Here is an 18,655-nt window from a genome sequence, read left to right on the forward strand (position 1 = left end):
CCATGGCAGACGAATTTTCCGTAGAGAGCGTCTACGCCGAGCTGCTGGGCCGGGCGCCGGAAAACAAGATGGAGCCGCGGCTGGCCCCGCTGTTCCGGGCGATGGACGTGCTGGGCGAGCCCAACAAGGCGTTCCCGATCATCCACGTCACCGGGACCAACGGCAAGACCTCCACAGCGCGCATGATCGAATCCGTCCTGCGGGCGCATGGACTGAGCACCGGCCGCTACACCAGCCCGCACCTGTCCAGGGTCACGGAGCGGATCAGCATCGACGGGCACCCGGTTCCCGATGAGACCTTCGTGCGCATCTGGGACGAAATCCGCCCCTACCTGCAGATTGTCGACTCCGAACTGGAGGCTGCAGGCGAGCCCCGGCTCACCTACTTCGAATGCCTGACCATCCTGGGTTTCGCTATTTTCGCGGACCAGCCGGTCAATGTGGCCGTCATCGAGGTTGGCCTCGGCGGCATCACGGACGCCACCAACGTGGGGGACGGGCAGGTGTCCGTCATCACCCCCATCTCGCTGGACCACACGGACCTGCTGGGTGACACCACGGAGGACATCGCCTACGAGAAAGCCGGCATCATCAAGCCCGGCGGCTACCTCATCAGTGCCGCCCAGCCGCTGGACGCCGCCCAGGTCCTGCTGGACAAGGCCAAGGACGTGGGGGTGCCGTTCCGCTTCGAAGGCGTGGAATTCGGCGTCGAATCCCGCACCGTGGCCGTGGGCGGGCAGGTGGTGAACATCCAGGGCATCGCCGGCCGCTACCCGGAACTGTTGGTCCCGCTGCACGGCGCCCACCAGGCGCAGAACGCTGCGGTGGCAGTGGCGGCCCTCGAAGCCTTCTTCGGGGGAGAAAAGGAACTCGACTTCGAGGTGCTCCAGGAAGGCTTCTCGAATGTCACCTCACCGGGCCGCCTTGAGGTGGTGCGGACAGCTCCCACCATCGTGGTGGACGCTGCCCACAACCCGGACGGCATCAGGGCCTCCGCCGCCGCCCTGCAGGAAGCCTTCACCTTCACCAGGCTGGTCCCGGTGGTCGGCGTGCTTAAGGAGAAGGACGCCGAGGAGATCCTCCGCCAGCTCAAGGAGTCCCTGGGCGGGATGGCGGAGGAGTTCTGCTTCACGCAGTCGAACTCCCCGCGGGCCGTGCCGGCCGCTGAGCTGGCGGAACTGGCGGTTGAGCTTGGCTTTGGCGAGGACAACGTGCACATCGCCGAGAAGCTCGACGACGCCCTGGAATGGGCTGTGGAACGCGCCGAAGCCAACGATGATCTGTCCGGCGGGGTCCTGGTGACAGGCTCCATCACTCTGGTGGCAGAGGCACGGATCCTGCTCGGCAAGACGGAGGCCTGATTCCATGGCCAAGTTGACCAAAGCGCAGCGCGAGTGGCGGCCGGGCATGCCCAAAAAGCGCCGTTCCACCAAGGTGATGTTCGCTTCCACGGTCCTGCTGCTGGAAGCCTTCGTGATGTTCTTCGCCACCCTGGCGGTGTTCGGCCTGCGGCGGGGGGAGTTCCCGCCGGCGGTCATCCTGGGGGTGGGGATTGCGCTGTGCGTGGTGATGATCGTCGCGTGCGCCTTCCTTACCAGGCCCTGGGGTATCGGGCTGGGCTGGATCCTGCAGCTTGTCCTGATCCTCACCGGCATTTTCGAGCCGGCCATGTTCCTGGTGGGCGCCCTGTTTGCAGCGGCGTGGTGGTACGGGATCCGCACGGGGATCCGGCTGGACCGGGAAGCAGGGGAACGGGCCCGCGAACAGGCCGCCTGGGAAGCGGCCCACCCGGATGGGTCCGGGCCAGGCCAGCAGCCGCAGTCCCCGTAGACTTGACCCGAAACCCCTTACCAACGCATTGGAGCAGTTGTGACCACTGAGCGCACCCTCGTCCTGATCAAGCCCGACGGCGTCGCCCGCAACCTTACGGGCGCCATCCTGGCCCGGATCGAAGCCAAGGGCTACACCCTGGCCGAGCTGAAGAAGGTTGACGCCTCCCGCGAGCTCCTGGAGCAGCACTACGAGGAGCACGCAGGCAAGCCCTTCTACGAGCCCCTGGTCGAGTTCATGCTTTCCGGACCCGTGGTGGCGGCCATCTTCGAGGGCCACCGCGTCATCGAGGGCTTCCGTTCGCTGGCCGGAACCACCGACCCCACCACGGCAGCCCCCGGCACCATCCGCGGCGACTTTGGCCGCGACTGGGGCCTGAAGGTCCAGCAGAACCTGGTCCACGGCTCCGATTCCACCGAATCCGCCGAGCGCGAGATCAAGATCTGGTTCCAGGGCTAACAGCCCCAGGACAGCAGAAAGCCCCTGGTTCTTAGGAGCCAGGGGCTTTTTGCTGCCAGCCGGCCTAAAAGCCCGAGGTTCCGGCGAACACCTGGATAAAGGCGAAGAAGATGGTGGCGATGACCGCCACATACAGCAGGGCGGTGATGATCCAGCCCGAGTCACCCAGGATGCGGGCGGCATGTGCGGGAACGGGGATGACCCCGGCACTGATGTTCCGGATGGTCACCCAGACAAACAGCGGGATCATGGCCGCCCAGACAACCATGCAGAACGGGCACAGGATGTGGATGACGTAGAGGGCCTGGGACCACAGCCACACCACGAACGCAAAGCCGAGCGTAACGCCGGCCTGCAGGCCCAGCCAGTACCACCGGGCAAAATTGGCGCCGGCCAGCAGTGACATGCCCACGGTGATGGTGATGGCGAATGCCACGATTCCGATGAACATATTCGGGAAGCCAAACAGGGAGCTTTGCCAGGTCTGCATTACCTGGCCGCAGGAGATCCACGGGTTCACGTCACACACGGTGGTGTGGTTGGGGTCCTTGAGGACCTCCAGTTTCTCCAGGACCAGCGTTCCGGAGGCGAGCCAGCCGATGATCCCGGTAATGACCATCAGCCAGCCGAGCGGCCGGTTGCGGGTCATCGGCGGACGGGCTCCGGCTGCACTGCTGTCCGGATCCTCGGTCCGTTCGGGCGCGTGGGTGCCGCTCAAGGGGGAGATGCTGGGCATTGGCAAGGCGTCCTTTTCGTCGGGTGGTCCTTGCCCGATTGTAACGCCGGACGCTGGGAAGAGGTTCCAGGGACGGGAACAAGTGCTGCGGCTTCCGCCGTGGAATAGCCGGGGTATGAGAGAATGAACGTGGCTGGAACCCGATCCACATTCGGACTCCGGTCCGGCAGCTTGTTCGCAAGACCGCCAATGATGAGCAGCGCAGGCTTTGGATTCTTCGATCCGGACTCCCGCAACTCCATTGGGCGGCACCTGGTTGTGGCATGTGGAACAACGGGTTCTTGAACATCCTGCCGGCCCCCACGGGCTGCCGCACCCCCCTGCCGGTGCGAACCTGGGGGTATCCACTTGACTTCTGTCAACGCCCGCGGGTTTTGACAATATGTGCCCCAATGGGTGCCGGATGTGGCGGTACGTCAGGGGCAGGAGTGTTGCCACATATGGATAATGAACAAGTTTTAGCCGTTAACGATGAAGCAGCGGCCGCGGAGGCCGACTCCGTGCCGAAGAAGGCCACGAGGACGCGGCGGAAGGCCGCTCCAAAAGCCGGCGAGGCTGTGGCCGCCGAAGCCGCCCCTGGTGCCGTAACTGCAGAAGCCGCCGAGGCACCAAGCGCAGAGGCTGAAGCGGCCGAGGCAAAGGCGCCCGCCCGGCGGAGCCGTTCGCGGAAGAAGGTGGAGACCCCCGAACCGCTTCCTGTCTTTGCCGCGGAGGCCGGCGCAACCGCGGCAACCACCAACGCCACCGACGACGACGGCGTGCTGCAGGCGCCTGCCGCTGCGCCTGCCGAGGCCGCCGCGGAGGAATCGAAGCCTGTCCGGCGCCGCCGGGTGGCCACGCGCAAGACCTCCGCCCCCGCCGTCGTCGAGGCAGGGGAACCGCAGGCAGGGACGGCTGCGCAGGGTGAGTCCGTTTCAGCCGGGACGGCATCCGCCGAACCTGCATCCGCAGTGACTGCACCCGATGCAGGGAGCAGTACGGCCCCCGCCGGTGCGCCCACCGGCACTGAACCTGCAGTTGAGGCAGCCGCCCAGGCGCCCTCAGCCGGTACAGCCGCCGACGATTCCGCGCAGGCCCCCTCCGCCGTGGAGCCGTCCAGCGAAGCCGCGGCCAATGCTTCCACCGAAGCCGGGGCTGAGCCCACCGCAGCTTCCGCCACGAACAGCCCGTTTGGGTCGCTGTTCATGGAACCAGGGTCCGCCACGTCGGTACTCTTCCAGGCTCCGGACCTGAGTACCGTAGTCCGGCCCGCACCGGCAGCAGCCGAAGAAGCTGAAGCTGACGACGCCGAGGATGATTCAGACGACGCCGGCAGCCGCCGGAGGCGCCGCGGGCGCGGCCGCCGCGGCCGCAGCAGGACGGGCGAGCGTGACGGTGAAGATGCCGACGCCGCCGCAGACGGCGACGAGGCCGACGACGCTGATGAGGAGTCCGCCGGCCCGGCCGATGAAGGCGTGACGTCCCGCCGTCGTCGCCGCCGCCGCCGTGGCGACCAGGACCTTGAACTGACGGGCGGGGGAGACGACGACCCGCCCAACACGGTCACCCGGGTCCGCGCCCCGCGGGCCGTGAGCGAACCCGCAGTGAACAACCGCGTCACGTCCGTCAAGGGTTCCACCCGCCTGGAAGCCAAGAAGCAGCGCCGCCGCGAATCACGCGATACCGGCCGCCGCCGTACCGTCATCACCGAAGCCGAGTTCCTGGCGCGCCGGGAATCGGTGGACCGGCAGATGATCGTCCGCCAGCGCGACGACAGAATCCAGATCGCCGTCCTCGAAGACGGCGTCCTGGCCGAGCACTTCGTGTCCAAGACCCAGCAGGACTCCCTGATCGGCAACGTGTACCTGGGCAAGGTCCAGAACGTCCTGCCGTCCATGGAAGCTGCGTTCGTGGACATCGGCCGCGGCCGCAACGCCGTCCTGTACGCCGGCGAGGTGAACTGGGAAGCCGTTAACCTTGAGGGCAAGCAACGCCGCATCGAGAACGCACTGAAGTCCGGCGACACCGTCCTGGTCCAGGTGACCAAGGACCCGGTGGGCCACAAGGGCGCACGCCTGACCAGCCAGATCTCCCTGCCCGGCCGCTACCTCGTCTACGTGCCCGGCGGCTCCATGACCGGCATCTCGCGGAAGCTGCCCGACGTCGAACGCAACCGCCTGAAGCGGATCCTCAAGGACCGCCTCCCGGAGCACGCCGGCGTGATTGTGCGGACAGCCGCGGAGGGTGCGTCCGAGGAAGAGCTGACGCACGACATCAACCGGCTCCGTGCCCAGTGGGAGGGCATCGAAAGCCAGTCGAAGTCCACCAAGATCCTCGCCCCGGAGCTGCTCTACGGCGAACCGGACCTCACCATCAAGGTGGTCCGCGACGTCTTCAACGAGGACTTCTCCAAGCTGATCGTCTCCGGCGAGGAAGCCTGGGACACCATCGAGGCGTACGTCACCTATGTCGCCCCGGACTTGGTGGGCCGGCTCGAGAAGTGGACCAAGGACCAGGACATCTTCAGTGCCTGGCGGATCGATGAGCAGATCCACAAGGCCCTGGAGCGGAAGGTCTTCCTGCCCTCAGGCGGCTCACTGGTGATTGACCGGACCGAAGCCATGACCGTGGTGGACGTCAACACCGGCAAGTTCACCGGCAGCGGCGGCAACCTGGAAGAGACAGTCACCAAGAACAACCTGGAAGCCGCAGAGGAAGTTGTACGCCAGCTCCGCCTCCGCGACATCGGCGGCATCATCGTCATCGACTTCATCGACATGGTCCTCGAGTCCAACCGCGATCTTGTCCTGCGGCGGATGGTGGAGTGCTTGGGCCGTGACCGGACCAAGCACCAGGTTGCCGAGGTCACTTCACTGGGCCTGGTGCAGATGACCCGCAAGCGCATGGGCACGGGGCTCCTGGAGGTCTTTGGCGAGCAGTGCGAGGCCTGCGCCGGCCGTGGCGTGGTCACCCATGACGACCCCGTGGAGCACCGCCGCGCCAACATTGTGGCCGCTGAGCATCACGTGCAGCGTTCCGAGCACCGGCCGGAGGCGCGCGCCGAGGGCAACCGCCCCGAGGTCCAGCGCACGGACAGCAGCCAGCCCGGTGTCCGCCCTGACCGGAAGCGCCGCCGCGGCCGTGGCGGCCAGCAGCCGGAGGCCGCTCCGGCAGCCGCCGTCCACGTCCACACGGTCCACCCCGATCCGACGGACGCCGAGCGGCACGCGAAAGCGGAGGCCACCAGGCTGGCCCTTGCCAACATCGCCGCGGCTGCGCACGCTGCCCACCTGCATGACGATGAGTTGGCTGCCGCCAGGCAGGCAACGCAGGCCCAGCCTCCAGCGCCTGCAGAAACGGAGAAGCACGACGGCGATGCGTCCAGGCCCGCTGCCGTCCTGACCTTTGGCGGGGAGAAGGTAGTCCTGCCCTTCGTGGAGCACGCAGAGGAGCAGCAGGCGAAGCCTGCCCTTACCCTGGACCGCCTTGCCGCGGCCTTCGCCCACCTGGGCGAGGCCGCTCCAGCGGCGGAAACGCCGGCCGAAACGGCAGTGGAAACGCCGGCTGAAATGCCGGCAGGGCAGCCGGCCCGGCGCGAGGCCGAAGAGGCTGCGCGCCAGGCCCTCCAGCCCGAACGGGACAGGGAGCCGCGGGAAGCTGAAACTGGCCGGCAGCAGCGGCCGGCGCCTGCTGCAGCGGAGAAGGACTACTCGGACCACACGCTGGAGCAGTCGCGCCCGCGCAGGGCACGCCGCAACCGCAGTGCCAGCCGCGCGCAGGGAGCCGCCAACGAGACCTCGGTCCAGCAGCATGACAATGTTCCTGCCGCCGCGGCCGGGCATTCCCATGCAGCCAAGGCACCGGCAACAGGCCAGGCGGGTGCTTCCAAGCCGGCCAGCAGCAAGCCGTCGGATGCACCGATTATCCTCGGTGTCGGGGTTCCTGCCTCAGAGCTGTAGCAACTGGAGATCCAGCAACCGGATCTCCAGCAGCGGGAGTAGTCATTGACCGGATGCCCGGCCAGCCACAGGAAGTGGCCGGCCGGGCATCCGTTGCTTAAGGGCGCGCGTTCAATCCGCCGTTCAAACTGCGCGTTCCACCCAGCGCCGGTCGCACTGTGTCACCTTCAGCCCGCGGACCGCAAAAAAGCTACGCTAGGGAACCGACACGGGGTGCCGCGCAGAGAGCCGGCTGAGATCCAGACCCGTTGAACCTGTCCGGCTAGCACCGGCGAAGGGATGTCTCTTGTCTTCCACTCTCGCAATGCCCACTGCCTTCTTCCAGGGCACACCTGCGCTTTCTTCTCCATTTGCTGCTGCTTCTGCCCCTGGAGCGCAGGCCGGCCAGTACCGCGACGTGCCCCGGGTCCTGGCCATCGCCGGTTCCGACCCCTCCGGCGGGGCCGGCATCCAGGCGGACCTGAAAAGCATCGCAGCCCACGGCGGCTACGGAATGGCCGCCATCACCGCACTCACAGCGCAGAACACCCGCGGCGTGCGCGGCGTCCATGTTCCCCCCGCAGCCTTCCTCACCCAGCAGCTCGATGCCGTCAGTGACGACATCAGCATCGACGCCGTAAAAATCGGGATGCTGGGCGACGCCGCGGTGATCGAAGCTGTCCGGGCCTGGCTCGAAAAGGTGCGTCCCGGCGTCGTGGTGCTGGACCCGGTCATGGTGGCCACCAGCGGTGACCGGCTGCTCCAGGAATCCGCCGAGGCCGCGCTTCGCGGCCTGCTGCCGCTGGCGGACCTCATCACGCCCAACCTGGCTGAACTCGCCATGCTGGTAGGCGGCGAGGTGCAGGAGACCTGGGAAGGTGCCCTGGAGCAGGGACACCGGCTCTCGGCAGCCACCGGGGCAACGGTGCTCGTTAAGGGAGGGCACCTGGCGGGGGATCAGTGCCCCGATGCGCTGGTCGATGCCGGCGGCAGGCTGAACCAGGACGTGGTGGTGGTTCCGGGACAGCGCGTGGCAACGCGCAACAGCCACGGCACCGGCTGTTCACTCTCGGCAGCGATGGCCACAGTCCAGGCACGGCTGGGCGACTGGGAGGCCACCCTCCGCGAGGTCAAGCCCTGGCTGGCCGGGGCGCTGGAGGCCTCGGAAACCCTGGAGGTGGGGACGGGCAACGGACCTGTGCACCACTTCCACCACGTGCCGGCGGTGCGCGGGGAGGGCAGCTTCGCTGCACAGCTGTGGGCGGACGCCAGGAAGGACCTGGCGGACATCTACGCGCTGGACTTCATCCGCGGACTGGTTTCGGGCAGCCTGCCGGAGAAGGATTTTGCCTACTACCTCGCCCAGGATGCCATCTACCTCAACGGCTACTCGCGGGTGCTCGCGCGGACCAGTGCCCTGGCACCCACCGAGGCAGAGCAGCTCTTCTGGGCACGTTCCGCGGCGCAATGCCTGGAGGTCGAGTCTGAGCTGCACCGGTCATGGCTCAGTACGCGGACCGTTGAGCCGCAGCTGGGACCTGTCACCAAGTCCTACGTGGACCATCTGGCCGCTGCGTCGGCCTCCGGCAGTTACGCCGTCCTGGCCGCAGCCGTCCTGCCCTGCTTCTGGCTGTACGCCGAGGTGGGCGCAACGCTGCACGCCGAATTCTTGGCCGCCGGGGAACCCGCAGGCCACCCCTACGCCGAGTGGCTGCGCACGTACGCTGACGAGGACTTCGCGGCGGCCACCCGCAGGGCGGTCGCCATTGTGGACGGAGCCGGCCGCAGCGCTTCGGCGGCGGACCGGGACGCCATGGTGACGGCGTTCAGGCAGTCCTGCCGCCTCGAAGTGGACTTTTTCGACGCGCCGCGCCTCCATTCCTGACGCAGGACGGGGCGTCCCGCCGGTACTATGGTGGGGCACGGGTAAGGGTGCGGACTGGGCTGTGGTTCCTATCACAGACAACGCGCCGGAACCAGCCTCATTTGCGGCCGAAGCCAAAACTAGCGTATTCTAGATCTTCGGTGCTTACGCCAACACTTGGGTTATGACCCCACGGCGTTGAGGCACAGCGAGAGCCCACCCAATTACGGAACCGGGTTCCGCACGCAAATTTGTAATAAACGTCGAGAGAAGTGAGTTCCCAAGTGGTGTACGCGATTGTCCGCGCAGGCGGCCGCCAAGAGAAGGTTTCCGTTGGAGACTTCGTTACCCTGAACCGCGTCGCCGGTGGAGCTGGCAGCACCATTCAGCTGCCCGCACTGCTCCTGGTTGACGGTGACAAGGTCACCTCTGCCGCTGCTGACCTGGCCAAGGTAACTGTTACGGCTGAGATCCTCCAGGACCTCCGTGGTCCTAAGATTGTGATCCAGAAGTTCAAGAACAAGACCGGTTACAAGAAGCGCCAGGGTCACCGCCAGGAACTGACCAAGGTCAAGATCACTGGTATCAAGTAACCTTCCGTTACTGTTCAGGTTTTTCAGCAGATTCCCCAGAATTTAGAGGCAGGCATTTCAGATGGCACATAAAAAGGGCGCGAGCTCCACTCGCAACGGTCGTGACTCCAACGCACAGTACCTCGGCGTCAAGCGCTTCGGCGGCCAGGTAGTTTCCGCCGGCGAGATCATCGTCCGCCAGCGTGGCACCCACTTCCACCCGGGCGCCGGCGTTGGCCGTGGCGGCGACGACACCCTGTTCGCACTGACCCCGGGCGCCGTTGAATTCGGTACCCGCCGCGGTCGTCGCGTCGTCAACATCGTTGCTGCTGCAGCTGCAGAGTAACAACCAGTTCTGAAGCGGTGGAGCGGGCCATATGGTCCGCTCCACTGTTCTTTTAACCGCATTACAATCGTCTTGGCGCTTTTGGGCGTCCAGGAAACAGCACTGAGGAGATCCACGTGGCCAGCTTTGTAGACCGGGTAGTACTGCACGTATCCGGCGGTACCGGCGGCCACGGGTGCGTCTCCGTCCACCGCGAGAAATTCAAGCCGCTGGGAGGGCCCGACGGCGGCAACGGCGGCAACGGCGGCGACGTGATCCTTCGCGTGGACCACCAGACCACCACGCTCCTGGACTACCACCACGCACCCCACCGCCATGCCACCAACGGCGGCCCCGGCATGGGCGACTGGCGCGGCGGCAAGAACGGCGAGACCCTCATCCTCCCCGTCCCGGACGGCACCGTGGTCAAGTCCAAGGACGGCACTGTCCTGGCGGACCTCGTCGGCGAAGGCACCGAATACGTGGCCGCGGCCGGCGGCATTGGCGGCCTGGGCAACGCCGCGCTTTCCTCACAGAAGCGCCGCGCGCCCGGTTTTGCCCTGCTCGGCATCGAAGGCGAATCCAGCGACATCGTCCTGGAACTGAAGTCCATCGCAGACATCGCCCTGGTCGGCTTCCCGTCCGCCGGAAAATCGAGCCTCATCGCTGCCATGTCCGCAGCCCGGCCCAAGATCGCCGACTACCCGTTCACCACGCTGGTTCCCAACCTCGGCGTGGTCCAGGCCGGCGACGTCCGCTTCACCATCGCCGATGTGCCCGGGCTGATTGAAGGCGCCAGCGAAGGCAAGGGCCTGGGCCACCACTTCCTGCGCCACGTGGAGCGCTGCGCGGCCCTGGTTCACGTCCTGGACTGCGGCACCCTCGAGGCCGACCGCGATCCGCTTTCGGACCTGGCCGTCATCGAGGCCGAGCTGGAAAAGTACGCCGTGGACATGAGCTACGCCGGCCAGGACGGCGAGGTGGTTCCGCTGAACCACCGTCCCCGCCTGGTTGCCCTGAACAAGGTGGACCTGCCCGACGGCAAGGACATGGCCGAATTCGTCCGCCCGGAACTCGAGTCCCGCGGCTACCGGGTGTTCGAAATCTCCGCAACCAGCCACGAGGGCCTGCGCCAGCTGGGCTTCGCGATGGCCGAAATTGTCCAGGCGGCCCGGGACGCAGTGGCCGCCGCACCGCCCAAGGTCCAGCCGGTTGTCATCAAGCCCCGTGCTGTCAACGAAACCGGCTTCCGGATCCGCCGCGAGGAAAAGGGCCTTGAGCCGCTGTTCCGCGTGCTCGGCGAAAAGCCGGTGCGCTGGGTCAAGCAGACCGACTTCACCAACGAGGAAGCCATCGGCTACCTGGCCGACCGCCTGGCCAAGCTCGGGGTGGAAACGGAACTGTTCAAGCAGGGCGCCAAGCCCGGCGACACCGTTGTTATCGGCGAGGATGACGGCGTCGTCTTCGACTGGGAGCCCACCATGATGGCGGGCGCCGAGCTGCTGGCCTCGCCGCGCGGCACCGACGTCCGTTTTGCGGACATCGGCGACCGCCCCACCCGTGGACAGAAACGCGAGGAGCAGCAGGAACGCAAGGACGCCAAGGCCGCTGCCCGCGCCGAACTGGAAGCGGAGCGCAAGGCAGGCATCTGGACCGAATCCGTGAGCAGCCGCAGGATTGCCAAGCCTCTCAAGGAGAGTGGACTGGGCGCAGACGATGACTTCTAAGGCTGCATCCGCGGAGCCGCTGGCCGGGTCCGTGGACAGGAGCGTGCTGGCGAACGCCCACCGGATCGTGGTGAAGGTGGGCTCGTCCTCCCTCACCAGCATCAAGGGCGGGATTTCCGAAGAGGCGCTGACCGCCCTTGCCGACGCGCTGGCCGCCAAGCGCAACAGCGGGGCCGAGATTATCCTCGTGTCCTCCGGCGCCATCGCTGCGGGCCTCGCACCGCTGGGCCTGGCCAAGCGCCCACGCGACCTGGCCACCCAGCAGGCGGCAGCCAGCGTGGGGCAGGGCCTGCTGATGGCCCGGTACACGCAGGCCTTCGGGGCCCACGGCGTAACGGTCAGCCAGGTGCTGCTCACCGCTGAAGACCTGATGCGCCGCAGCCAGCACACCAACGCGTTCCGTGCCCTCAACCGGCTGCTCAGCCTTGGCGTGGTTCCCGTCGTCAACGAAAACGACACCGTGGCCACCCACGAAATCCGCTTCGGCGACAACGACCGGCTCGCTGCCCTGGTGGCCCACCTGGTCCGCGCCGATGCGCTGGTCCTGCTGTCCGACGTCGACTCCCTTTACGACGGCCCGCCGTCGCTTGGCGCGAAGCGGATCCCTCTTGTGGAGGGGCCACACGACCTCGACGGGGTCTCCATCGGCAAGACCGGCAAGGCCGGCGTCGGCACCGGCGGGATGCTCACCAAAGTGGAGGCAGCGTCCATGGCGGCCGGGTCCGGCATCCATGCCCTGGTCACGTCCACCCCCAACGCCGCCGCTGCCCTTAACGGCGAGGACGTGGGCACCTGGTTCACGGTCAACGGTGCCCGGAAGCCTGTCCGCCTCCTGTGGCTGGCGCACGTCGCTTCCGTGCAGGGCCGGCTCGTGCTGGACGACGGCGCCGTGAAGGCTGTCCGCCACCACCGCACGTCACTCCTGCCGGCCGGTATCTCCGCCGTCCAGGGCGATTTTGAAGCGGGCGACGCCGTGGAAATAGCAGGTGCGGACGGAACGGTGGTCGCACGGGGACTGGTCAACTACTCGTCCGCGGAACTGCCCCAGATGCTGGGCCGGTCCACCAGGGACCTGGGCGAAGCATTGGGAACCGGCTATGACCGTGAAGTTGTTCATGTTGACGACCTGGTGCTGGTCTGAGCTCCCGGCTCGCCTAAACTTGGAACATGACTGAGGCCCTGACCCACACGACTGCTGCATATTCCGAAGACACTGCTGCTGCCACGCAGCCCCTTGGTTCATCGACAGCACCGGTCCCGGCTGACGTCCCCCTGTCTTCCGGCGATGTTGAGGCAGCAGTGCACGCCATCGCCGACCGTTCCCGCCACGCGGCGCGGCGGATGGCCATGGCCAACCGTGCCTGGAAGGACCGTGCCCTCCGCGCAGTAGGCACCGCCCTGCAGGAAAACACGGAGTCCATCCTCACCGCCAACGCCATGGACGTGGCAGCAGGAAGGGCCAACGGCACATCCGCTGCCATGCTGGATCGCCTTACCCTCACGGAAACCCGCATCGCGGGCCTCGTGGCGGCGCTGGAAAACCTGGCCAACCTGCCCGATCCCGTAGGCAACGTTGTGCGCGGACAGACGCTCCCCAACGGCCTGCGTCTCCGCCAGGTCAACGTTCCCATGGGTGTGGTGGCGGCCATCTACGAGGCCCGGCCCAATGTCACTGTGGACATCGCCGGGCTGGCCCTCAAGAGCGGCAACGCCGTGATCCTGCGCGGCGGCAGCGCCGCCCAGGCAACCAACGAGGTGCTGGTGCGGGTTCTGCGCGAAGCTCTCGAATCCGTGGGCCTGCCCGCTGACGCCGTCCAAACGGTGGACCAGTACGGCCGCGCCGGCGCCAACGTCCTGATGAAGGCGCGCGGCAGGGTGGACGTGCTGATTCCCCGCGGCGGCCGCGAGCTGATCCAGACCGTAGTCACCAACTCGGCCGTTCCCGTCATCGAAACCGGTGAAGGGAACGTGCACATCTTCATCGACGAGTCCGCCAGCGAGGACATGGCGGTGGAGATCCTCCTGAACGCCAAGACGCAGCGGCCCAGCGTCTGCAACACGGTGGAGACCCTCCTGGTCCACTCCGGCTCAAGCGTGCTCCCGGCCGTGGCGGCCGCCCTGCGCAAGGCCGGCGTCCGGCTGCACACTGATGCGCGCACCCGCGCCGCCCTGCCTGACTCCATCGAGTCGGAACCGGCTACGGACGAGGACTGGGGAACCGAGTACATGGACCTCGACCTTGCCGTTGCCACGGTGGACAGCCTCGACGAAGCCGTCCAGCACATCCGCACCTGGTCCACCGGCCACACCGAGGCGATCCTCACCAACGACCTTTCCAACGCCGAGCGTTTCATCGCCGAAGTGGATTCCGCGGCTGTCATTGTCAACGCCTCCACCCGGTTTACCGACGGCGGCGAGCTCGGGCTTGGTGCCGAGGTGGGCATTTCCACGCAGAAACTCCACGCGCGCGGGCCCATGGGGCTGACCGAACTCACCACCACGAAATGGATCGTGCAGGGCGAGGGCCAGGTCCGCGGGTAGCGCACGGTAACATAGACCAGAAGCCAGAAACGGCGGATCTTTCCGCTGCCACAATCGTTTGAGCCCAAGGGGAGAACATGCTGTACCAGCAGATTGCCACGTCCATCGCCGAAGGCGAAGAACACGAACTCGCGCCGCTGTGGGCTGAGCCGTGGGTCTTCGGTGTGGTGATCTTCGCCATCCTGCTGGTCATGATGTTCATCACGCTGTCCTACTCCAACCTGGGCAACCGCCACACAGCCACGGAGGAGCACGCGGATCCCCACCGCCAGCACCCGAACAAGCACGATCACGGGCAGGGCCACTAACATTTCCCGCGTTTTGCACCGCTCGGGTGCCAGCGGCAGGCTGCGGCTGGGCGTGATGGGCGGGACATTCGATCCCATCCACCACGGCCACCTGGTGGCTGCCAGCGAGGTGGCGGCGGAATTCGATTTGGACGAGGTGGTTTTCGTCCCCACCGGCCAGCCCTGGCAAAAATCGCACAAGCACGTCAGCGAACCCGAGCACCGCTACCTCATGACCGTGATTGCCACGGCATCGAACCCGCGCTTTACGGTCAGCAGGGTGGACGTCGACCGGCCAGGTCCCACCTACACCATCGACACCCTCCGCGACCTCCGGGCCCAGCGGCCCGACGCCGACCTCTTCTTCATCACCGGCGCGGACGCGCTGGCGCAGATCCTCTCCTGGAAGGACATCGACGAACTGTGGTCACTGGCCCATTTCGTCGGGGTCACCAGGCCTGGGCATGTCCTGGACGGCATGGGACGCGACGACGTCAGCCTCCTTGAGGTGCCGGCTATGGCCATCTCCTCGACGGACTGCCGCGCGCGCGTGGCTGCGAACCATCCGGTCTGGTACCTGGTGCCCGACGGCGTGGTCCAGTACATCGCCAAGTACGGCCTGTACGAAGAAGCCGCGGAAGCCGATGCCCCACCGTCCCTAGCACGTGAACCAGCCAGTACTGAATGAGTTCTCAATGAGTCAGGAACAGCCCCCCATTCGCAGCCGCCGGGAACTCCGGAAGGCCAGGGACGCCCAGCAGCAAGCTGCTTCAAAGGGCACGGAGCAGCTCCCGCCTGCCCCAGAGAAGGGTGCTGCTGCCCCCTCGGGACCCGATGCCGCCGAAACTGCAGCTGGGCACGCACCTGCCCAGAGGTCATCCCAGATCCGGGCGCGGGACCGTGCAACCCTGCGTGCCATCAAGGAGCTGGAGGAAAAAGAAGGCCAGCTCGCCGCCGGTGGTCCTCCCACCCGGCGCCAGCTCCGCCTCCAGCAGCTCAAGGAACAGGCGCTGACGGCGGCCAACCCCATCGTGCCGCCTGCCCGCGCTCCGCAGGGCCCAACGGAGGGTTCCCGGAACGTTGGCATCCAAAAGGACGTCGGAAGCAAACAGGACAAGAGCCAAAGCGGTATCAGCCAGGGCAGCGGTCCGTCTGCCGGCGTTAAAAACGCAGGTGCGGGGGAGCAGTCCGTTGAGGGCGGGAAATCCAATCCTGGCGTGACACCCGGCTCCCCGGCCCCGCAGGGCATGACCGTGGAACAGGCGCTGGCGGCCCGGGCCCTGCTTGCGGAGCAGGCCAAGAACCAGATCGCCAAAATGGAGCACATCGCCTCCTTGGACCCTGAGGCGGTTGACCCGGAAATCCTGGCGGAGCAGATCGCCCTGGCGGAACGCGCGGCTGTCATGAACCGCCGCGCCATGGCCAAGCAGAAGCTTGCCGAGCAGGCCGGGGCCCCGGCGGCTCCCGCAGCCCCGCCAAAGAATGCCGTCCAAGGAGCTCCGCGGGACCCCGCAAAACCTGCAGGGGACGCAGGCAAGAAGGACAAGGCCGTGAAGCCGGCGGGTCCCGGCCAGCGTCCGGCACCCTCCACTGCCAGCAACCTGGCCATGGTCACGCCGCTGGAGTTTGTGCAGGTGCCCGGCATCGACCGGCCGGTCATGAAACCGCCCGCCACCTCCCATGTCCCGGTCACCACACGTCCGGGAACAAAGGTGACGCCGGCCGGCACCAAGAAGCGGCGCTCCCAAGGATCCCAGCGCACCGCCCCTGCGGATGCCGGCCCTGGCCGCTCGCAGGTGATCGCGAGGGCCGAAGCTGCTGCCCGGGCCGCTGCGCGCCCGCAGCAGGCGGTGGCTGAAGAGCACCACGGAGACGACCTCTTCGAAGACCTGCCCCGGATCCCGGCCTCGTCCGCACATGGCCTGGATCCCCTGGACGCGGCCACGGCGGGACTTGCCCGGGCGAACAGGACCAGGGTCCTGCAGTTCCTGATCCTGGCATTCGGCATCGTGGCCCTGGTCTCAGGCATCATCTTGATCATCAATGGCATGTCCCGCTGATCACCAACAGCCCGCCGGCAAGGTCCGGCCCCCGCATCTTTAACCCAACAAGGAGTCACGTGACTGCATCAGAATCGTCCATCACCATAGCCCGCGCTGCCGCCAAGGCAGCCGCGGACAAGATTGCCCAGGATATTGTTGCCCTGGACGTCAGCGAGCGGCTCGCCCTGGCCGACGTTTTCCTCATTGCCTCGGCACCCAGCGAACGCCAGGTCAACGCCATTGTTGACGGGATTGAGGAAGAGCTCGCCAAGCAGGACCTCAGGCCCGTCCGCCGTGAGGGCCGTTCCGGTGGCCGCTGGGTGCTGCTCGACTACTCGGACATCGTCATCCATGTCCAGCACGAGGAAGACCGGGTGTTCTACGCCCTGGAACGCCTCTGGAAGGACTGCCCTGTGGTGGATCTCCAGCTCGGGGACGACGCATCCGCCAAAGCCGCGGCAGGGTCCGAGACCGAATAAATCGGCGGAATCGGGCGGAATATGCCCGATTTGGAATTTTCGGAATTGCTGTTCTAAGATATTTGAGTTGCTTCGGGGAAAGCCGAAAAAGCTCGCAAGGGCAGCAATAGTTCGGGGCTGTGGCGCAGCTGGTAGCGCACCTGCATGGCATGCAGGGGGTCAGGGGTTCGAGTCCCCTCAGCTCCACCGAATGATCCGCCGGAATCACATGATTCCGGCGGATTTTTTTGGTTGGGCCGCCGCTGAGGACCCGAACGCCACCCTGGCCAAACGGCACTCCACCACGATTGGCGTGCGGGGCGAAAGTGCATTAAGCTGATCAGGTTGCTTCGCGGAATTACTCCGGGAGCGGCACGTCCGGGGCTGTGGCGCAGCTGGTAGCGCACCTGCATGGCATGCAGGGGGTCAGGGGTTCGAGTCCCCTCAGCTCCACCGGCACACATCCTGCAACAAGCCGGAAGGCGCAGGAGCATCGGAAGGGACGGTCCCCAATCGGGACCGTCTCTTCCGCGTTAATCCGTCCGCTTATCAGACCCAGGCTGTCCGCCGCAGCGGGGGTTCATTACCGCCGGGCCGCTGGACCAGGACCTGGTTGACGCCCGTCAGGCCGTTTTCAAAGCCAAGGGCGCTCGAAGCCATGTACAGCCGCCAGACCCGTGCCCGGCCCATGCTTGTCAGCTTCACGGCGTGGTCCCAGTTGGCCTCCAGCCTGCTGACCCAGGCACGCAGGGTCAGCGCATAGTGCCGCCGCAGGGCCTCCACATCGAGGACCTCGAATCCCGTGCCTTCCAGGGCGGTCACCATCTCGCCAAGGCTGATCATCTCCCCGTCCGGAAACACGTACCGGGGGAGGAAGGAATCGGGATCAGGCTTGGTAGGCCCGGCGTTCCATGAAATCGCATGGTTCAAAAGCCGTCCGCCAGGCCGGAGCAGGCCGAACAGCGCGGCCGTGTAGGCCGGCGTCTGCTCCCTGCCCACATGTTCGGACATCCCGATTGAGCTGATGGCATCGAAAGGACCGTCCCCGACATCGCGGTAATCCTGGACCCGGATGTCCACCCGTTCCGTGAGGCCGGCCTCGGCGGCCCGCTTGCGGGCAAGGTTCGCCTGCTCGGTGGAAAGGGTGATGCCCACAACTGTTGCGCCGTATTTTCCGGCCGCATGGAGCGCGAAGCTTCCCCAGCCGCAGCCGACGTCCAGCACCCGCATTCCCGGCCGCAGTCCCAGCTTCCGGCATACCAGGTCGAGTTTCTCCTGCTGGGCTTCGTCGAGGCCGGCGGCGAGCCGGTTGCCGGTTTGCGCGGATTCCGCGCCGCTGGTGCCGTCCGGCCAGACCGCGCATGAGTAGACCATGGACTGCCCCAGCACCAGGGCGTAGAAATCGTTGCCCACATCGTAGTGGTGGGAGATGGCTGCTGAGTCGCGCGGGCGCGAATGGAGCCTGCCTTTCCCCACCTTTGCCTCCTCGGGCGGCGGCGCCGGCTGGGGGCCTATCGCACCCAGCCGGACGGCCGCGCGCAGCAGTGTCCACATTTCCCCGGCCGTGGGCCGCCGGAATGGGCCGGGCTCCGCGAACTTACCCGCTGAACTCAAGGCAGTGAAGGCAGCGAAGATGTCCCCGGGGGAGTCGATATCTCCCGCCACGTAGGCCCGGCTCAAGCCAAGCTGGCCCGGGGACCACAGGATCCGGCGGAGGGCGCGGCGGGAATGGAACTCCAGCACAGGTGCACCCTCCGGCCCTGCCTCTGATCCGTCCCAGGCCCGCAGGCGCAACGGTATCTCTTCGGTACCCAGCACAACTGACAGGGCCTGGGCCAGGCGCGCTGCGTGTCCTTTGCTTGTGGTCATGGTGGTCCTCCCGTCTCCATGGGCCAAG

General features: G+C 66.6%; 16 protein-coding genes, 2 tRNA genes and 1 riboswitch. Of the genes, 16 read left to right on the top strand and 2 right to left on the bottom strand.

Annotated features, from left to right (window positions below; genetic code table 11):
* Positions 1-2: 2 nt before the first annotated feature.
* Genes WHH00_RS07760 through ndk form a run of 3 tightly spaced genes read left to right on the top strand, consistent with a single transcriptional unit; the run spans position 3 to position 2,289 of the window.
* Positions 3-1,361 (top strand): bifunctional folylpolyglutamate synthase/dihydrofolate synthase, encoded by a 1,359-nt coding sequence (locus tag WHH00_RS07760; RefSeq protein WP_406637837.1) that lies wholly within the window; start codon positions 3-5, stop codon positions 1,359-1,361.
* A 4-nt stretch (positions 1,362-1,365) separates the two neighbouring features.
* The gene (locus WHH00_RS07765) at positions 1,366-1,830 is read left to right on the top strand and encodes a DUF4233 domain-containing protein (RefSeq protein ID WP_406637839.1); all 465 of its coding nucleotides are present in this window, start codon (positions 1,366-1,368) and stop codon (positions 1,828-1,830) included.
* A 39-nt stretch (positions 1,831-1,869) separates the two neighbouring features.
* Positions 1,870-2,289, top strand: coding sequence for a nucleoside-diphosphate kinase (ndk, locus tag WHH00_RS07770; protein WP_350002499.1), 420 nt, complete (start codon positions 1,870-1,872; stop codon positions 2,287-2,289).
* A 64-nt stretch (positions 2,290-2,353) separates the two neighbouring features.
* Here ndk and WHH00_RS07775 read toward each other — a convergent pair whose 3' ends face one another.
* Positions 2,354-3,025, bottom strand: a complete 672-nt coding sequence (locus tag WHH00_RS07775) for a vitamin K epoxide reductase family protein (RefSeq protein ID WP_406637841.1) — start codon at positions 3,023-3,025, stop codon at positions 2,354-2,356.
* A gap of 440 nt (positions 3,026-3,465) precedes the next feature.
* Here WHH00_RS07775 and WHH00_RS07780 point away from each other — a divergent pair, with 440 nt between their 5' ends.
* The 13 genes from WHH00_RS07780 to WHH00_RS07840 all read left to right on the top strand — a co-directional run bounded on the left by WHH00_RS07780 (position 3,466) and on the right by WHH00_RS07840 (position 17,211).
* On the top strand, positions 3,466-6,963 hold the full coding sequence (locus WHH00_RS07780; RefSeq protein ID WP_406637843.1) for an Rne/Rng family ribonuclease: 3,498 nt from the start codon (positions 3,466-3,468) through the stop codon (positions 6,961-6,963).
* A 199-nt stretch (positions 6,964-7,162) separates the two neighbouring features.
* Positions 7,163-7,260, top strand: a riboswitch (TPP riboswitch).
* A gap of 7 nt (positions 7,261-7,267) precedes the next feature.
* Complete coding sequence (thiD, locus tag WHH00_RS07785; RefSeq protein WP_406638530.1) at positions 7,268-8,827, top strand: bifunctional hydroxymethylpyrimidine kinase/phosphomethylpyrimidine kinase; 1,560 nt, start codon at positions 7,268-7,270, stop codon at positions 8,825-8,827.
* 263 nt (positions 8,828-9,090) lie between these two features.
* Entirely contained in the window at positions 9,091-9,399 is a 309-nt protein-coding gene (gene rplU, locus WHH00_RS07790; RefSeq protein ID WP_066276623.1) for a 50S ribosomal protein L21, read from the top strand.
* A gap of 61 nt (positions 9,400-9,460) precedes the next feature.
* A complete protein-coding gene (gene rpmA, locus WHH00_RS07795) occupies positions 9,461-9,724 on the top strand; it encodes a 50S ribosomal protein L27 (RefSeq protein ID WP_009372867.1) in 264 nt (87 codons plus the stop codon).
* Between the two features lie 116 nt (positions 9,725-9,840).
* Positions 9,841-11,430 carry a GTPase ObgE gene (gene obgE / locus WHH00_RS07800; protein ID WP_406637846.1) on the top strand — a complete coding sequence of 530 codons (1,590 nt, stop codon included), beginning with the start codon at positions 9,841-9,843 and terminating at the stop codon, positions 11,428-11,430.
* Positions 11,420-12,571 (top strand): glutamate 5-kinase, encoded by a 1,152-nt coding sequence (proB, locus tag WHH00_RS07805; protein ID WP_406637848.1) that lies wholly within the window; start codon positions 11,420-11,422, stop codon positions 12,569-12,571. Before obgE ends, proB begins: the two co-directional genes overlap by 11 nt.
* 26 nt (positions 12,572-12,597) lie before the next feature.
* Complete coding sequence (locus tag WHH00_RS07810; protein ID WP_406637850.1) at positions 12,598-13,971, top strand: glutamate-5-semialdehyde dehydrogenase; 1,374 nt, start codon at positions 12,598-12,600, stop codon at positions 13,969-13,971.
* Between the two features lie 77 nt (positions 13,972-14,048).
* Positions 14,049-14,279: a hypothetical protein gene (locus WHH00_RS07815; RefSeq protein WP_406637853.1), complete on the top strand. Its 231-nt coding sequence runs from the start codon at positions 14,049-14,051 to the stop codon at positions 14,277-14,279.
* Positions 14,280-14,292: 13 nt separating this feature from the next.
* On the top strand, positions 14,293-14,946 hold the full coding sequence (nadD, locus tag WHH00_RS07820) for a nicotinate-nucleotide adenylyltransferase (RefSeq protein ID WP_286132754.1): 654 nt from the start codon (positions 14,293-14,295) through the stop codon (positions 14,944-14,946).
* Positions 14,947-14,953: 7 nt separating this feature from the next.
* Complete coding sequence (locus WHH00_RS07825) at positions 14,954-16,318, top strand: hypothetical protein (protein WP_406637855.1); 1,365 nt, start codon at positions 14,954-14,956, stop codon at positions 16,316-16,318.
* A 59-nt stretch (positions 16,319-16,377) separates the two neighbouring features.
* Positions 16,378-16,779 (top strand): ribosome silencing factor, encoded by a 402-nt coding sequence (gene rsfS / locus WHH00_RS07830; RefSeq protein WP_231455944.1) that lies wholly within the window; start codon positions 16,378-16,380, stop codon positions 16,777-16,779.
* A 113-nt stretch (positions 16,780-16,892) separates the two neighbouring features.
* Positions 16,893-16,965: transfer RNA gene (locus WHH00_RS07835), tRNA-Ala, on the top strand.
* 173 nt (positions 16,966-17,138) lie between these two features.
* A tRNA-Ala gene (locus WHH00_RS07840) sits at positions 17,139-17,211 on the top strand.
* A gap of 96 nt (positions 17,212-17,307) precedes the next feature.
* On the opposite strand, the gene WHH00_RS07845 is transcribed toward WHH00_RS07840, so the two are convergent.
* Complete coding sequence (locus WHH00_RS07845; protein ID WP_406637858.1) at positions 17,308-18,627, bottom strand: class I SAM-dependent methyltransferase; 1,320 nt, start codon at positions 18,625-18,627, stop codon at positions 17,308-17,310.
* Positions 18,628-18,655: the final 28 nt, after the last annotated feature.

It is taken from the genome of Pseudarthrobacter quantipunctorum, from assembly GCF_045291495.1.
GTDB classification, from domain to species: Bacteria; Actinomycetota; Actinomycetes; order Actinomycetales; family Micrococcaceae; genus Arthrobacter; species Arthrobacter quantipunctorum.

Bases quoted from the DNA above. Each gene is read 5' to 3' on its own strand.
- WHH00_RS07760 (WP_406637837.1), top strand. From the start codon at position 3: ATGGCAGACGAATTTTCCGTAGAGAGCGTCTACGCCGAGCTGCTGGGC.
- WHH00_RS07775 (WP_406637841.1), bottom strand. From the start codon at position 3,025: ATGCCCAGCATCTCCCCCTTGAGCGGCACCCACGCGCCCGAACGGACC.
- rpmA (WP_009372867.1), top strand. From the start codon at position 9,461: ATGGCACATAAAAAGGGCGCGAGCTCCACTCGCAACGGTCGTGACTCC.
- thiD (WP_406638530.1), top strand. From the start codon at position 7,268: ATGCCCACTGCCTTCTTCCAGGGCACACCTGCGCTTTCTTCTCCATTT.
- WHH00_RS07810 (WP_406637850.1), top strand. From the start codon at position 12,598: ATGACTGAGGCCCTGACCCACACGACTGCTGCATATTCCGAAGACACT.
- proB (WP_406637848.1), top strand. From the start codon at position 11,420: ATGACTTCTAAGGCTGCATCCGCGGAGCCGCTGGCCGGGTCCGTGGAC.
- WHH00_RS07815 (WP_406637853.1), top strand. From the start codon at position 14,049: ATGCTGTACCAGCAGATTGCCACGTCCATCGCCGAAGGCGAAGAACAC.
- WHH00_RS07780 (WP_406637843.1), top strand. From the start codon at position 3,466: ATGGATAATGAACAAGTTTTAGCCGTTAACGATGAAGCAGCGGCCGCG.
- WHH00_RS07845 (WP_406637858.1), bottom strand. From the start codon at position 18,627: ATGACCACAAGCAAAGGACACGCAGCGCGCCTGGCCCAGGCCCTGTCA.
- WHH00_RS07825 (WP_406637855.1), top strand. From the start codon at position 14,954: ATGAGTCAGGAACAGCCCCCCATTCGCAGCCGCCGGGAACTCCGGAAG.
- WHH00_RS07765 (WP_406637839.1), top strand. From the start codon at position 1,366: ATGGCCAAGTTGACCAAAGCGCAGCGCGAGTGGCGGCCGGGCATGCCC.